13 protein-coding genes are annotated in these 14,966 nt (G+C 55.4%); 4 read left to right on the top strand and 9 right to left on the bottom strand.

Annotation, left to right across the window (positions count from 1 at the left end):
* The first annotated feature begins 243 nt into the window (after positions 1 to 243).
* Together ackA and pta are read left to right on the top strand one after the other, a co-directional pair.
* Positions 244 to 1,446 carry an acetate kinase gene (ackA, locus tag AC790_RS19620; RefSeq protein ID WP_007889300.1) on the top strand — a complete coding sequence of 401 codons (1,203 nt, stop codon included), beginning with the start codon at positions 244 to 246 and terminating at the stop codon, positions 1,444 to 1,446.
* Positions 1,447 to 1,519: 73 nt separating this feature from the next.
* Positions 1,520 to 3,664 carry a phosphate acetyltransferase gene (pta, locus tag AC790_RS19625; protein WP_007889297.1) on the top strand — a complete coding sequence of 715 codons (2,145 nt, stop codon included), beginning with the start codon at positions 1,520 to 1,522 and terminating at the stop codon, positions 3,662 to 3,664.
* 65 nt (positions 3,665 to 3,729) lie between these two features.
* Here pta and yfcD read toward each other — a convergent pair whose 3' ends face one another.
* Both yfcD and yfcF read right to left on the bottom strand, forming a co-directional pair.
* Entirely contained in the window at positions 3,730 to 4,275 is a 546-nt protein-coding gene (yfcD, locus tag AC790_RS19630) for an NUDIX hydrolase YfcD (RefSeq protein WP_007889295.1), read from the bottom strand.
* A 111-nt stretch (positions 4,276 to 4,386) separates the two neighbouring features.
* A complete protein-coding gene (gene yfcF, locus AC790_RS19635; RefSeq protein ID WP_049852892.1) occupies positions 4,387 to 5,028 on the bottom strand; it encodes a glutathione transferase in 642 nt (213 codons plus the stop codon).
* 204 nt (positions 5,029 to 5,232) lie between these two features.
* Here yfcF and AC790_RS19640 point away from each other — a divergent pair, with 204 nt between their 5' ends.
* Complete coding sequence (locus tag AC790_RS19640; RefSeq protein ID WP_049852893.1) at positions 5,233 to 6,129, top strand: TIGR01777 family oxidoreductase; 897 nt, start codon at positions 5,233 to 5,235, stop codon at positions 6,127 to 6,129.
* Between the two features lie 34 nt (positions 6,130 to 6,163).
* On the opposite strand, the gene AC790_RS19645 is transcribed toward AC790_RS19640, so the two are convergent.
* From AC790_RS19645 to dalD, 3 genes are read right to left on the bottom strand one after another with little or no spacing between them, the layout of a single operon-like run.
* On the bottom strand, positions 6,164 to 7,444 hold the full coding sequence (locus AC790_RS19645; protein ID WP_049852894.1) for an MFS transporter: 1,281 nt from the start codon (positions 7,442 to 7,444) through the stop codon (positions 6,164 to 6,166).
* Positions 7,445 to 7,466: 22 nt separating this feature from the next.
* On the bottom strand, positions 7,467 to 8,936 hold the full coding sequence (gene xylB / locus AC790_RS19650) for a xylulokinase (protein WP_049852895.1): 1,470 nt from the start codon (positions 8,934 to 8,936) through the stop codon (positions 7,467 to 7,469).
* Positions 8,937 to 8,946: 10 nt separating this feature from the next.
* Entirely contained in the window at positions 8,947 to 10,341 is a 1,395-nt protein-coding gene (gene dalD, locus AC790_RS19655; protein ID WP_049852896.1) for a D-arabinitol 4-dehydrogenase, read from the bottom strand.
* Between the two features lie 195 nt (positions 10,342 to 10,536).
* Here dalD and AC790_RS19660 point away from each other — a divergent pair, with 195 nt between their 5' ends.
* Positions 10,537 to 11,484, top strand: coding sequence for a sugar-binding transcriptional regulator (locus AC790_RS19660; protein ID WP_049852897.1), 948 nt, complete (start codon positions 10,537 to 10,539; stop codon positions 11,482 to 11,484).
* Between the two features lie 166 nt (positions 11,485 to 11,650).
* Here the strand turns inward: AC790_RS19660 and hisP are convergent, their stop codons facing one another.
* The 4 genes from hisP to argT all read right to left on the bottom strand — a co-directional run bounded on the left by hisP (position 11,651) and on the right by argT (position 14,808).
* Positions 11,651 to 12,424, bottom strand: coding sequence for a histidine ABC transporter ATP-binding protein HisP (gene hisP, locus AC790_RS19665; protein WP_007889285.1), 774 nt, complete (start codon positions 12,422 to 12,424; stop codon positions 11,651 to 11,653).
* Between the two features lie 8 nt (positions 12,425 to 12,432).
* The gene (locus tag AC790_RS19670) at positions 12,433 to 13,149 is read right to left on the bottom strand and encodes an ABC transporter permease (protein ID WP_049852898.1); all 717 of its coding nucleotides are present in this window, start codon (positions 13,147 to 13,149) and stop codon (positions 12,433 to 12,435) included.
* Positions 13,146 to 13,832: a histidine ABC transporter permease HisQ gene (locus AC790_RS19675; protein WP_007889283.1), complete on the bottom strand. Its 687-nt coding sequence runs from the start codon at positions 13,830 to 13,832 to the stop codon at positions 13,146 to 13,148. Before AC790_RS19675 ends, AC790_RS19670 begins: the two co-directional genes overlap by 4 nt.
* Positions 13,833 to 14,025: 193 nt before the next feature.
* Positions 14,026 to 14,808, bottom strand: a complete 783-nt coding sequence (gene argT / locus AC790_RS19680; RefSeq protein ID WP_007889282.1) for a lysine/arginine/ornithine ABC transporter substrate-binding protein ArgT — start codon at positions 14,806 to 14,808, stop codon at positions 14,026 to 14,028.
* Positions 14,809 to 14,966: the final 158 nt, after the last annotated feature.

The raw sequence follows: 14,966 nt of genomic DNA on the forward strand, positions 1-14,966 counted from the left end.
AGTGAGTATTCTGACGCCGTTTAAGCAACATTACCGGAAGCTTTAGCTCAATAAAAGAGCGGCCAGAGCCATGTTTCACTAAACGCTTATCAAAAATAAGCGTAAAATCACCAAAATTTTTTGCATGTCACTCAATTTTTGACTAGCACATGATGTTTATCATTAACCTACCAGCTTTCATGGGCTACGCTGTTAGTCTGATTGCGTTATTTTTAGCCACTATTTAACAAAATAGGTACTTCCATGTCGACGAAGTTAGTACTGGTTCTAAACTGCGGCAGCTCCTCTCTTAAGTTTGCCATCCTCAACCCAGCCACTGGCGACGAATATCTGTCGGGTCTGGCTGAATGTTTCCATTTACCTGAAGCGCGTATCAAATGGAAGCTGGAAGGCAGCAAACAAGAAGCCCCATTGGGTGCAGGCGCTGCTCATAGCGAAGCGCTCAACTTCATCGTTAAATCTATTCTGGCACAAAAACCAGAGCTTTCGGCACAAATCGCTGCAATCGGCCACCGCATTGTTCATGGCGGCGAGCAGCTGACGAAATCCGTCATTATCGACGAGTCTGTCATTCAGGGCATCAAAGATGCGTCTTCATTTGCACCGCTGCACAATCCCGCGCATCTGATCGGTATTGATGAAGCGCTGAAAAACTTCCCGCATCTTTCCGATAAAAATGTGGCGGTTTTTGACACGGCATTCCATCAGACAATGCCGGAAGAGTCCTATCTCTATGCTCTGCCCTACAAACTGTACAAAGAGCACGGCGTTCGCCGCTACGGCGCACACGGCACCAGCCACTACTATGTGACGCAGGAAGCCGCAAAAATGCTGAACAAGCCGGTGACTGAATTGAATATCATCACTTGCCACCTTGGCAACGGCGGTTCAGTTTCCGCAATCCGCAACGGTCAGTGTGTTGACACCTCAATGGGTTTGACCCCGCTGGAAGGCTTAGTGATGGGTACCCGTAGCGGTGATATCGATCCTGCCATCATCTTCTTCCTGCATGATGCACTGGGCATGAGCGTTGATGCCATTAACAAACTACTGACCAAAGAGTCTGGCCTGTTAGGTTTGACCGAAGTCACCAGCGACTGCCGCTATGTTGAAGATAACTACGCGACCAAAGAGGATGCCAAACGTGCGATGGATGTATTCTGCCATCGTCTGGCGAAGTACATCGGCAGCTACACTGCGCTGATGGAAGGTCGTCTGGATGCGGTGATCTTCACCGGTGGCATCGGTGAGAATGCAGCAATGGTACGTGAACTGGCGCTGCAGAAACTGGGCCTGCTCGGCTTCGAGGTCGATCACGAGCGCAACCTGGCAGCCCGCTTCGGTAAATCTGGCTTCATCAATAAAGAAGGCACTCGCCCAGCCGTGGTGATCCCAACCAACGAAGAGTTGGTGATTGCTCAAGATGCCGCGCGTCTCACCGCATAAAAACACTTCTCTCCGTCAGCTTAGGCTGACGGAGTTGTTTTAGACAGTCTGCAACACCTGAGAGGTTTCTATCGTGTCACGTACAATCATGCTCATTCCTACCGGCACCAGCGTCGGCCTGACCAGCGTCAGCCTCGGCGTGATCCGTGCTATGGAGCGCAAAGGCGTGCGCCTGAGCGTATTCAAGCCCATTGCCCAGCCACGTGCGGGCGGCGATGCGCCAGACCAGACCACCAGCATTATCCGTAAAAGCTCCGCGATTCCTGCTGCTGAACCGCTGCAGATGTCACGCGTTGAGTCGCTGCTGGGTTCTAACCAGCAAGACGTGCTGATGGAAGAGATCATTGCCAACTACCACGCGAACGCCAAAGATGCCGAAGTCGTGCTGGTTGAAGGTCTGGTCCCCACGCGTAAACATCAGTTCGCCTCGGCGCTGAACTATGAAATCGCCAAAACCCTGAACGCGGAAATCGTCTTTGTGATGGCGTTGGGTAACGATTCGCCGGCCCAGCTGAAAGAGCGTATCGAACTGACGCAAAGCAGCTTCGGCGGCAGCAAAAACAAAAACATCACTGGCGTTATCATCAACAAACTGAATGCGCCAGTGGATGAACAAGGCCGCACGCGCCCGGATCTGTCAGAGATTTTTGATGACTCTTCCAAAGCGAGCATCGCCAACATCGATCCTAAGCAGCTGTTTGCCAACAGCCCGCTGCCGGTGCTGGGCTGTGTGCCGTGGAGCTTTGATCTGATCGCTACCCGCGCCATCGACATGTGCCGTCACCTGAATGCCGATATCATTAACGAAGGTGAAATCCAGACGCGTCGTGTTAAATCAGTGACCTTCTGCGCGCGCAGTATTCCGCACATGCTGGAGCACTTCCGTCCGGGCTCACTGCTGGTCACTTCTGCCGATCGTCCTGATGTGCTGGTGGCTGCATGTTTGGCCGCGATGAACGGCGTGGAAATCGGTGCGGTGTTGCTGACCGGCGGTTATCAGATTGAAGCGCCGATCGCGCGCCTGTGCGAGCGTGCGTTCCAGACTGGCCTGCCGGTATTTATGGTGAAAACCAATACCTGGCAAACCTCACTCAGCCTGCAGAGCTTCAACCTGGAAGTTCCTACTGATGATATTCAGCGTATTGAGAAAGTGCAGGAATACGTAGCCAGCTTCATCAATGCCGATTGGGTTGAATCGCTGACCGCCACCTCTGAGCGCAGTCGTCGTCTGTCACCGCCGGCATTCCGTTATCAGCTTACCGAATTGGCGCGTAAAGCCGGCAAACGCATCGTACTGCCAGAAGGCGACGAGCCGCGCACGGTTAAAGCGGCGGCTATTTGTGCCGAACGCGGCATCGCTACCTGCGTGTTGCTGGGTAATCCGGAAGAGATTCAGCGCGTTGCTGCCGCTCAGGGTGTTGAACTGGGCAAAGGCATCGTCATCGTCGATCCAGAAGTGGTACGCGAAAACTATGTGCCGCGTTTGGTTGAGCTGCGTAAGAGCAAAGGCATGACCGAAGTGGTGGCGCAAGAGCAGCTGGAAGACAACGTGGTGCTGGGCACCATGATGCTGGAGAGTGGCGAAGTTGATGGCCTGGTATCAGGTGCGGTTCATACCACCGCGAACACCATTCGCCCACCGCTGCAGCTGATCAAGACTGCGCCAAACAGCTCGCTGGTCTCTTCCGTGTTCTTCATGCTGCTGCCGGAACAGGTTCTGGTGTATGGCGATTGCGCCATCAACCCGGATCCGAACCCAGAACAGCTGGCGGAAATCGCCATTCAGTCTGCCGATTCAGCCAAAGCTTTCGGTATCGATCCACGCGTTGCGATGATCTCTTACTCCACCGGCAACTCCGGTGCCGGTAGCGACGTAGAGAAAGTACGTGAAGCAACGCGCATTGCGCAGGAAAAACGCCCGGATCTGGTGATTGATGGTCCGCTGCAGTATGACGCCGCGATTATGGAAGATGTTGCCAAATCCAAAGCGCCAAACTCAGCGGTTGCTGGTCGCGCTACGGTGTTCATCTTCCCGGATCTGAACACCGGTAATACCACTTACAAAGCGGTACAGCGTTCTGCCGACCTGATCTCAATCGGACCGATGCTGCAAGGCATGCGTAAGCCGGTAAACGATTTGTCGCGTGGCGCACTGGTGGATGACATCGTCTATACCATCGCACTGACGGCGATTCAGTCACAGCAAGCCGAAGGCTAATCGCTTTCCTGCTCGCTTAAAAAGCAAAAAGGCGCCCGATGGGCGCCTTTTTTATCGCAGCGTAATTATGCTTCACTGCTCTGCTTGCGGCGTGCGGCATCACTGTTGCGGCTCAGCCACAGTGACAGTGCTTTCAGCGAATCATCAGTGAACTCATCACAGCGCGCGGTGATCTCTTCAGGCGTCATCCAGAAAATCTCATCCACTTCTTCCTCTTGCATCGCAAACGGACCATGCGAGACGCAGCTAAACAGCCCGCCCCACACGCGACAATGCTGATCTTCGAAGTAAAATTGTCCGTGCTCAGCAAACGGAACGGCCGCGATACCTAATTCCTCTTCCGCTTCACGACGAGCAGATTCCAGCAGGTCTTCACCGCTCTGCACCACGCCGCCGGCGGTGGCATCAAGCATACCCGGCATAAAGTCTTTAATTTCAGTACGACGCTGCACCAGAATTTTGCCCATGCCATCATGCACCACGATATAGGTGGCGCGATGACGTAGACACTGCGCACGCATCTGCGCACGGCTGGCCTGCGCAATGACTTCGTTCTCTTCGTTAACGATATCAACCCACTCGATACCATCACCTGCCGTTTGATCCACCATCCATAACCCTTTTCTGTTTTCGGCGTGCCCAGCACGCGCCTGATTGCCACGCTTTATTAGAATCTGCGGTAAGGTAATGCGTTCTTTTCGCCATCGCAAGGCGCATCGTGCTTAGCGTGTTTTACCGGATTCAGCCAACCACAACTGCACCGAAGCACGCTGCCACTGGAACTCGGCATAGTGCTGCAACTTCACCGGCAGCGCGTCACCGTGCAGCGCCAGACGATTAATCATCACCGCTAAATCAGTATCCGCAATCGACCATTCACCAAACAGGTTTTGCTGTCCCTCCGGCAGCAGACGCTGCACCGCAGCAATCAGTTTATTTGCGGCCTGCTCACCCGCTGGCGTGAGCGGTGCAAAGCGCTCACCGGCAAACAGCACTTCGGTGGGACGTTCCGATCGCAGCGGCATCAGATCGCTGCGCAGCCACGCCTGCACTTCACGTGCATGCGCCCGTTTTTCGCGGTCGCGTGGATAGAGTCGCTCGAACTCTGGCGCTGGAAAACGCTCCTCCAGATACTCAGCAATCGCTGAAGACTCCGTCAGAACCACCTCATCGATTTGCAACGTGGGTACGCGGCAGGTAAGAGAGAGTGCACGATAATCATCATCCCACTGCGCGTTCTGTGATAAATCGACGCGCTTGAGGGTAAAGGGAATCCCCTTCTCGGTTAGCGCAACATAAACCGACATGGCGTAAGGGCTGAAAAAGGAAGAATCGGACCACAAGGTAATGGTTGGATAATTCATTGGCTGCCTCAGGTAAGCGTCAGGTGTGCATCATGTTTACCGATTTTTATTTGTTAAGGCAATGGTGCGCTGGTCGGATGTTTAGGTGCTAAGGCCAGCGCTGACTACGCCTTTTTATTCATAAGCGTAAGCCCAGTCACGCCGCACGGGCGCTTCTCTTCTATGCTGAATCTGAGCAGAGAAAAAATTACAAGGAGGCTCAACATGCATTTACTTATCACCGGCGGCACCGGCCTGATTGGCCGTCATCTGATCCCGCGCTTATTGCAGCTGGGGCATCAGGTCAGCGTTGTCACCCGCGATGTCGCCGCCGCGCGAGAGAAACTCAATCCCAACGTGGCGCTGTGGTCCGGCATTAATCAGCAATCCGATTTAAACGGCATTGATGGCGTGATCAATCTGGCAGGCGAACCGATAGCGGATAAACGCTGGACCGAGCAACAGAAACAGCGGCTTTGCGAAAGTCGCTGGCAGATTACCGAACAGCTGGTCTCGCTGATCCACGCCAGCAGCCATCCTCCCCAATTTTTGATCTCTGGCTCGGCCACCGGTTTTTATGGCGATACCGGCGATCTGGTATTGACTGAAGACGATCCGGGCCACGATGAATTTACCCATGCACTGTGTGCGCGCTGGGAGCAACTGGCGTTAACCGCGCAAAGTGACCGCACCCGCGTCTGTTTGCTGCGTACCGGCGTGGTGCTGGCAAAAGAAGGCGGCGCACTGGCGAAGATGAAGCTGCCGTTCAAACTGGGTGTGGGCGGTCCGATTGGCAGCGGCAAACAGTATTTACCGTGGATTCATATCGACGATCTAGTGAACGCGCTGTTGTGGCTGATCGATCACCCGGAACTGCGCGGGCCTTTCAACATGGTTGCACCTTATGCGGTGCGTAATGAGCAGTTCGCCGCCACGCTGGGGCATGTGATGCATCGTCCGGCCTTTATGCGCACGCCGGCCAGCGCCATCAAGCTGATGATGGGGGAATCGGCGGTGCTGGTGCTGGGCGGGCAACATGTTTTGCCAAAGCGGCTGGAAGAGTCGGGATTTGGTTTCCGCTGGTACGATTTAGAGCAAGCGCTGCAGGATGTCGCCGGTTGAATAATCAGGGCGGCACGTCGGCCGCCCTGAGGTATTAACTGCGCTGTTGCGCGACGCGAGATTTCAACGCCACAGGTTCACGTGTATGACCCGGCTGCGGTACGCGAATGATAAAGGTCAGCACGCCGGCAAACACATACAATCCGGTATACGCCCACACCACGCCCACGATGTCGAAGAACGGTAGCATCACCGAAGCAATCGCGGGTGCCACGAAGTTACTCAATCCCGCCGACAGGTTGTAAATCGATACGGCAGCCCCTTTGTGATGCGGCTCCAGCGTCGGGAACACGGCCGTCATTGGCACAAAAGCCGCGACAAAAATCCCCAACATCACCGCCGGAATCAGCGCCACCCAGAAGTTATGCCCGGCATACACTGGCAGGTAATAGAATGCCAGGCTGGAAATTGCCATGCCGACACAGCCAAACCAGCGCACCTGACGAATCCATCCCAGTTTCTCGCCGGTGATGCCCCAGAAGATGTTAGTAAAGATGGTGACAAAGAAGAACACCGCCCAGATCTGCAGCCATTCGGAAATGGTAAAGCCAAGGCGATCAACGAACAGCAGCGGCATGATAATGGCGAAGCCAAACAGCGACAGCGTGTTAATGATGCGAATCAGACAGGCATAAAACACGTGCTGATTGGTGAACAGAATGGTGACGGCCCGCGACATTTCGGTCATTTTGTCGCGCATCGGCAGATTGACGCGCGAACGGTCAACAGGTACGTGGCGCAAGCTAAAGTAAGCCAGCACACCGCCACACGCCACCCATACGATCGCCAGCCACAGCGTACCGGTTTCGCCCAGCATGGGAATGGTGAGGCTCGGTAAATAGCTGCCAACCACACCGATGCCAACCGAGTACATCGCCCAGAACCAACCGGTCGCGGCCGCCAGTTTTTCCCGCGGCAGCACCTGCACCAGCATCATCATGAACGAGTAGATGAATAACGGATACGCCAGGCCGCGAATGCCATAGAACAGCACCATCAGCGGATAGTTACGCATCCCCAGACCAAGCGACATAAACAGCGTGTGCATCACGATCCACAATACGAAGCCAATCATCATGGCGCGCTGCGGGGTAATCAGCTCCGCCACCACGCCCGAGGCCCACGCAGCCAGCGCAGCGGCAAGTCCATAAAAGGTAAACACCACCGCCGACTGCGCAGGGGTGAAGCCCATATCGGTGATATGACGCGATAAAAACGCCATCTCAAAGCCGTCACCTGCCATAAAGATGGCGATGGCGAGGAAGCCCCAGAACATCTTTTTCGGTAAGCCAAACCAGTATTCATTCGATTGCATCTCATTCATCCTCTGTCTGGAGTTAGGCAGGCAACAGCGCCCGCGCCTGCTGTTGCTGTTCGTAGAGTGTGCGGAACAGATGCAATCGCTGGTGCAGCACCTTGCCGCGCCCGGCATCCGGCTGATAGCGCGCCTGCACCGGCGGCTTAAGACAGACATCGCGCTCGGCACCACCATCGGCCAACCACGCCAGACGTGCTGCGCCCAAAGCGCCGGAGGCGCTGGCGGGATGCGTGACGATGGGCAGTTGCAGCACATCCGCAATCAGCTGGGCCCACAGCGTGCTGCGTGCCCCGCCGCCGGTCAGGCTGCATTGACGAATCTGCTGCTGCGCATCACCCAGCACCGCCAATCCATCGGCCAGACCAAAAGCCACGCCTTCAATCACCGCGTAACCCAGCAGCGCACGTGGTGTTTCATGGCGCAGATTGAAGAAGGAGCCGCAGGCATCAGGATCGTTGTGCGGCGTGCGTTCGCCAGAAAGATAGGGCAGGAACAGCGGCGCATGACGCCGTTGTTCCTCGCTGAGCGGTGCCATCTCGTCCATCAGCTGGCTTTCCGTGACCGACAACAGATTGCATAGCCAGCGCAGACAGCTGGCGGCGCTGAGCATTACGCTCATCTGGTGCCAGCGCCCAGGCAAGGCGTGGCAAAAGGCATGCACGCCAGATTGTGGATCGGCCAGCAGACGATCGTTAACCACGAAAATCACGCCGGAAGTACCCAGAGAGATAAAGGCATCTCCCGGATTGACCGCGCCGACTCCCACCGCCGATGCCGCGTTATCGCCGCCGCCGCCCGCCACGCTAACCGAGGCCGATATGCCCCACTGGCTTGCCAGTTCGGCTTTCAGCGTGGCGCTAACTGCACTGCCTTCCACCAGTTCGGGCATGTGGGTGCGCGTCAATCCGCTAATGGCTAACAGTTCGTCGGACCAGTCGCGTTTGGCGACATCAAGCCACAGCGTACCCGCCGCGTCCGAAGGTTCGCTGACAAAGCGTCCGGTCAAACGCCAGCGCAGATAATCTTTTGGCAGCAGCACCTTATCGATGCGCTGAAAAATCTCCGGCTCATGTTCCGCTACCCAACGCAGCTTTGGTGCGGTAAAGCCCGGCATGATCATGTTGCCGCTCAGCTGCATCATTTCCGGATGTTGCGCGCTGAGTGCTGCACATTGCGCTGCGCTACGCGTGTCATTCCACAGGATGCAAGGACGCAACACCTCGCCCTGGTTATCCAGCAGCACCGCGCCGTGCATTTGTCCCGACAAGCCAATAGCACGAATCTCGCTCCACGCCGCTGCGGCCTGTTGGCGCAATCCGGCCAACACCTCACCGCAGGCCTGCCACCAGCATTCAGGATCCTGCTCGGCCCAGTGGGCATGCGAACGCTGCACGCTAAGCGCGGCGTGATGAGTCGCGACGATGTCGCCCTGCGCATTGATGAGCAGCGCTTTGAGTTCAGAAGTACCAATATCGATTCCGAGATACATGACGCGCTCCTTACCCTTCAGCCAGCGCAGGTTGCGGCTGTTTCAGCCACTTCTGCAGGTCAGCAACGGTGCGGGTCACCAGCGCATGGAACGCTTTGTCCTGCGCCAGTTCGCCAAACAACGCGCTGTCGCTGAGGAATGCAGTAAGGGCATCGGACCGGCTAAACTGCTGACGCAGCGCATCGGCCTGCAGCACGCCATCCTGATAGGTGTAAGGCAGATCATCATCAGCCCAACGTTGCAGGAACAGGAAGAACAGCGCAGGCAGCACGGCGGTGGCAGCCGGTTCTGCGCCGCGCTGATAGCATTCGCGCAGCGTTGGCGTCACCATGCCAGGGATTTTCGACAGACCATCGGCGCCAACGCGCTGATTGGTGTCTTTGATGAAGGGATTACTGAAGCGCGCCAGAACCACATCGCGATAATCCGCCAAATTCAACGGGCTCGGCGACAGCGAAGGCATCACGTCCTGCGTCACATAGTCATACGCCAATTGATAAATCGCCGGCTGACGCGTGCTGTCGTCAATGTAATTGAGGCCAATCAGCGTGCCTGCCCAGGCAATTGCGGCATGCGTCGCGTTGAGGATGCGGATTTTTGCCTCTTCCCACGGCAATACTGACTCCACCAGCTCAACGCCCACCTTTTCCAACGGCGGACGACCGGCAATGAAATCATCCTCAATCACCCACTGAATAAAGGATTCGGCCATTACCGCCGCGCCATCGTCTTTGCCGGTGGCAGCATTTACCCGCTCAGCCACATCTGGCGTCGGGCGTGGCGTGATGCGATCGACCATCGTGTTGGGTGACGTTGTGCTGGTGCGTACCCAATCTGCCAATGCCCGATCGCCCTGCGCTGCGAGAAACGCGAGGAAGCCGTGACGGAAACGTTCGCCGTTATGGCGCAGGTTATCGCAGTTGAGCAGCGTGACGGGCGCGCCGCCCTTTGCCAGTCGTTGGGAGAGAATACGCGCCAGAGCGCCATAAATGGTGCGGATATCGCCTTTCACATCGGCCTGCACATCCGCCTGTTCAAGATCAAGTTCATGTTCCGGCGTCAAATAGTAACCGGCTTCGGTAACGGTGAAGCTGATTACGCGGGTTTCTGTTTTAGCACCCTGCTCAACTAACGCGCTGATGTCGCTGTCCCAAGGCAGAATTTTGCGCAGTGAAGTGATGGTTTCGTAGGCGCGTTCGCCTTCAGGAGTAACGGTTTCCAGTACGTACTCGCCACTCTGCGCGGCGAGTTGCTGTAGCAGCGGCGCAGCGTCGCTGCGGATATTACCGAGTGCAATGCCCCAGCACTCATCGCCCTGCTCGCGTAATTTATGCAGATACCACGCCTGATGTGCACGGTGAAATGAACCTGCGCCAATGTGCATCCACACTGAATTATTTGTCATAGCCGCCTCAAAATAAACATTTGCCACGATTAAGGGCATTTGCCCGATATCGTGTAGCATAGTGTGTGCGGTAAGCCAGGTTCTGCGAACTGAATCACAATTAATACTTTTGCTCTTTTTTAGGGCTTTTGCTCAGTTAACACTTAGCGGCCTTCTCGCGTTAACATGGCGCACCGGTTTTGACGGAACAGCGCGATGAGCAGAGAAGAGAAAAAACAAGAACTGGCAGCACGTGCGGCCTGGATGTATTACGTCGCTGGGGTGACACAGCAGGAGATTGCGCGTGCGTTGGGACTGTCGCGTCAGGTGGCGCAGCGTTTAGTGTCCAACGCACGGGAAATGGGCATGGTGAGCGTGAAGATTGAGCATCCCGTCACCCATTGTTTGCAACTGGCGCGCGAAGTGCAGCAGAGGTTTGCTCTGCAGCTGTGCCGTGTCGTGCCTTCAGCCAACCTTGATGATGAGGCCATCCAGCAGATGTTGGCCGTGGAAGGCGCAGCGGTGATGGCGCAATATATCAGCGAAGAGCAACCGCAGGTATTTGGCATCGGTTCGGGCAAGACATTGCGTTCAATGATCGATGCGCTTCCCTGGGTTGAACGACCACAGCATCAGTGCGTTTCGATGATTGGCGCGATTGCGCGAGACGATTCAGGTACGCGCTATGACGTGCCGCTGAAGATGGCGGAGAAGATGCAGGGTAAGTATTTTTTCATCCCTGCACCGCTGTATGCCGATACACCCGAAGACAAGGCGATGTGGATTCAGCATCAGGTCTATCAACGCGTCACGCTACGCGCGTTGCAGGCAGATGTAGCCTTCGTCGGCATTGGCGAAGTACAGCCAGGTTGCCCGCTACATGCCGAAGGCTTTATTACCGATGCGCAAGTGGCTGCACTCAACGCACGCGGCGTGGTTGGCGAAATGCTCGGGCACTTTTTCAATCAGCAAGGCGAACGCGTGTTGGGTGAAACCGATGAGCTGCTCACCAGCGTCTTGCTGGAAAGCCAGACGCAGCGCCAGATTATCGGCTTTGCCGGCAGTGAACGTAAGTATCCAGCGATTCGCGCCGCGCTGCAGGGCGGCTGGGTGTCAGGTTTGGTGACCGATGAGGATACGGCGCTGAGATTGTTGCGGGATTAGAACGTGCTGGCTGTCCCCCATCCCGGCCTTCCCCCGCTAGCGGGGGAAGGAGACGCTGCCACATGCTGCATCAGTACGCACATATTGCAGCATCTTCCTTCCCCATTTATGGGGGAGGACCGAGGTGGGGGGCAGCGAGCACAGACCAGCCAGCACTATTCCAAAACTACTTTAACGATCCCTTCAAAAACTGCTGCAGGCGCGGGCTTTTCGGGTTACCAAACAGCTCATCCGGCGTGCCCTGCTCTTCGATTTTGCCCTGATGCAGGAAGATCACATGATTAGAGACGTGACGAGCAAACTCCATCTCGTGCGTCACCACCACCATGGTTTTCCCCTCTTCGGCCAGCTTCTGCATAATGCGCAGCACTTCACCGACTAACTCTGGATCGAGCGCCGAGGTCGGTTCGTCAAACAGCAACACTTCAGGCTCCATCGCCAGAGCACGCGCAATCGACACGCGCTGCTGCTGACCGCCAGAGAGATGCACCGGATATTTGGCGCGCGCACGCGCATCAATACCAACCTTATCCAGATACTTAATCGCCCGTTCGCGCGCTTCGGCCTTGCTCAGCCCCAGCACCTGAATCGGCGCTTCGGTGACGTTATCCAGCACCGTCATGTGGCTCCACAGGTTGAAGTGCTGAAACACCATCGTCAGACGGGTACGCAGCATACGCAGCTGCTCTTTGTTCGCAACTTTGAGCTGACCATCGGTGTCGCGCACCAGGTTGATCTGCTGATTGTTAACGGTAATGGTGCCTTCGCTCGGTTTCTCGAGGAAGTTAATGCAGCGTAAAAAGGTACTTTTCCCGGAACCGGACGAGCCAATAATGCTGATCACATCGCCGGCGTTGGCTTGCAGTGATACGCCTTTTAGAACTTCATGCTCACCGTAACGTTTGTGCAGTTCGGTAACGCTTAATTTATTGTCAGCCATAGTGATACTCAGTGCGATGAAGAAGGTTTTACGTGTGCCAGGAAGCGTTGTTCGGCTTTGCGGAACAAGCTAATCAACCCGTAAGAGATTATCAGATACAGCACCGCTGCAATGCCAAACGCGGTAAACGGCTGATAGGTGGCCGAGTTGATATCGCGCGCAATTTTTAACAGATCCGGCACCGTGGCAGTGAACGCCAGCGCAGTGGAGTGCAGCATCAGGATCACTTCATTGCTGTACGCCGGCAGCGCCGTGCGCAGTGCCGAAGGCAGAATGATGCAGCGATAGAGTTTAAACGGGGAGAAGCCATAGGCGCGTGCCGCTTCAATTTCACCGTGCGGCACCGAACGAATCGCGCCAGCAAAGATTTCGGTGGTATAGGCGCAGGTATTGAGCGTAAACGCCAGCAGCGTACAGTTCAGTCCGCTGCGGAAGAAGGCATTCAGCAACTCAGTGCCTTTCACCACTTCCAGCGTGTACATGCCGGAGTAGAACACCAGCAGCTGCACATACAGCGGCGTGCCGCGAAACACGTAAGTGAATAGCCACACCGGTGTAGAGATAAAGCGGTTGGAGGAGACGCGCGCAATCGCCAGCAACACCGCCAAAGAACCGCCGATCACCACAGAAAGGATCAACAACCACAAGGTAATCGCGATACCGGTAAAACGATAACCATCGGTCCAGAGCAGCTGTTTCCAGTACTCCTGAATAATCTCAATCATAGCTCTGCCCTTTTCACACCCACCGTGTAGCGACGTTCAAGCCACCACAGCACGCCGTTCGACAGCGTGGTAAATACCAGATAAATCACACCTGCCACAATGGCGAAGTAGAACGGCTGCCAGGTACTTTTACCTGCCAGCTGCGTGGCTTTCACCACATCTTCCAGCCCCAGCAGCGACACCAGCGCAGTCGCTTTCAGAATGACCTGCCAGTTGTTGCCGATGCCCGGCAGCGCAAAGCGCATCATCGCCGGGAATAGAATACGCCGGAAGGTCTGCGAGCCAGTAAAACCGAAGGCGGTTGCCGCTTCGATCTGTCCTCGAGGCACGGCGAGAAAGGCACCCCGGAAGGTTTCGGTAAAGTAGGCGCCGTAGATAAAGCCAAGCGTAATGATACCGGCGACCATCGGGTCGATATCAAACTGGGCCAGTCCCAGCGCATCGGTGAGGGTATTCAGGGCGATCTGCAGACCGTAGAAGATCAGCAGCATCAATACTAAGTCGGGAACACCACGAATTAAGGTGGTGTAGCCTTCGAACAGCATCGCCAGCGGGCGATTGCGGGAGAGTTTGGCGCCCGCGCCAACCAGGCCGAGCACCACCGCCAGCAGCACCGAGCTGAGCGCCAGCTCCAGCGTCACAAGGGTGCCCTTGAGGATTACTTCGGAATAGCCATACAACATGAGTTCAATCCTGTCGTGAGGGTAAATTACAAACGCTGCCCAACTGACGGACAGTCCTAACCAGGAAATTTGAATCGCAGGATGGATGGCGGCAAGCGTATGAAGCCGGGCAGTTTACATAAGTAAGCGCCCGGAGTGAATACTTATGACCAACCTTCCTGCAACTCAAAGAACAGGGTCAGGAACAGAATTGTTAGTCGCCGTACACGTTAAAGTCGAAATACTTTTTCGCAATCTTGTCGTAAGTACCGTCTTTACGCATTTCGCCAAAGGCTTTATCGATCGCTGCCTTCAGATCCGCGTCATCTTTACGCAAGCCCATACCGGTACCGACGCCAAAGATTTTATCGTCTTTAACCGCTGGACCAGCAAATGCATATTTTGCGCCGACCGGCTGCTTGAGGAAGCCTTCGCTCGCTTGAACTTCATCCTGGAACGCGGCATCGATACGACCCGCATTCAGGTCCTGATATACCAGGTCCTGGTTAGCGTATGGCGTAACGGTGACGCCTTTCGGCTGCCAGTACTCTTTTGCATAGGTTTCCTGGGTGGTGCCCTGCAGCAGACCGATGTTTTTGCCTTTCAGTGATTCAATGGTTGGCTGCAGCGTTGAGCCTTTCGGCGCCACTAAGCGAGCATTTGCCGCGTACAGTTTTTCAGAGAAGTTGATCTCTTCCTGGCGCTTCTCGGTAATAGAGAGAGAAGAGATGATGGCGTCAATTTTCTTCGCCTTTAGCGAAGGAATCAGCGCATCGAAATCACTTTCTACATAAGTACATTTTGTCTTGATACGCTTACAAATTTCGTTGGCCAGATCGATATCAAAGCCAACCAGCTGGCCCTGCGCGTTCTTGGATTCGAATGGCGGATAAGTCGGGTCAGTTCCGATACGCAGCGACTGCGGCACAGCGGCGAAGACACTCGCGCTACTTGCCATTGCCAGCATCAGAGAAAGAGCCAAAACTCGCTTTTTCATAGGTAACCCTCAAGTGAAGTGCTTATTGTTATGTAGTGCGTGATGTGTTGGTTTGCGCAGTAAGATGTGCACGTTTCATGCCAGTTATGCGAATCGGCTAAACGCTGCACAGGCGCACTAAATACCGCGCCGATAAGCGGCGCAAGCACTTAGTTTGT

This window comes from Pantoea sp. RIT-PI-b (assembly GCF_001187905.1).
Lineage (GTDB): Bacteria > Pseudomonadota > Gammaproteobacteria > Enterobacterales > Enterobacteriaceae > Pantoea > Pantoea nemavictus.

Excerpts from the sequence above, each read along its gene's own strand:
- ackA (WP_007889300.1), top strand. The coding sequence starts at position 244 with ATGTCGACGAAGTTAGTACTGGTTCTAAACTGCGGCAGCTCCTCTCTT.
- yfcD (WP_007889295.1), bottom strand. The coding sequence starts at position 4,275 with ATGGTGGATCAAACGGCAGGTGATGGTATCGAGTGGGTTGATATCGTT.
- yfcF (WP_049852892.1), bottom strand. The coding sequence starts at position 5,028 with ATGAATTATCCAACCATTACCTTGTGGTCCGATTCTTCCTTTTTCAGC.
- AC790_RS19640 (WP_049852893.1), top strand. The coding sequence starts at position 5,233 with ATGCATTTACTTATCACCGGCGGCACCGGCCTGATTGGCCGTCATCTG.
- AC790_RS19645 (WP_049852894.1), bottom strand. The coding sequence starts at position 7,444 with ATGCAATCGAATGAATACTGGTTTGGCTTACCGAAAAAGATGTTCTGG.
- xylB (WP_049852895.1), bottom strand. The coding sequence starts at position 8,936 with ATGTATCTCGGAATCGATATTGGTACTTCTGAACTCAAAGCGCTGCTC.
- dalD (WP_049852896.1), bottom strand. The coding sequence starts at position 10,341 with ATGACAAATAATTCAGTGTGGATGCACATTGGCGCAGGTTCATTTCAC.
- AC790_RS19660 (WP_049852897.1), top strand. The coding sequence starts at position 10,537 with ATGAGCAGAGAAGAGAAAAAACAAGAACTGGCAGCACGTGCGGCCTGG.
- hisP (WP_007889285.1), bottom strand. The coding sequence starts at position 12,424 with ATGGCTGACAATAAATTAAGCGTTACCGAACTGCACAAACGTTACGGT.
- AC790_RS19670 (WP_049852898.1), bottom strand. The coding sequence starts at position 13,149 with ATGATTGAGATTATTCAGGAGTACTGGAAACAGCTGCTCTGGACCGAT.
- AC790_RS19675 (WP_007889283.1), bottom strand. The coding sequence starts at position 13,832 with ATGTTGTATGGCTATTCCGAAGTAATCCTCAAGGGCACCCTTGTGACG.
- argT (WP_007889282.1), bottom strand. The coding sequence starts at position 14,808 with ATGAAAAAGCGAGTTTTGGCTCTTTCTCTGATGCTGGCAATGGCAAGT.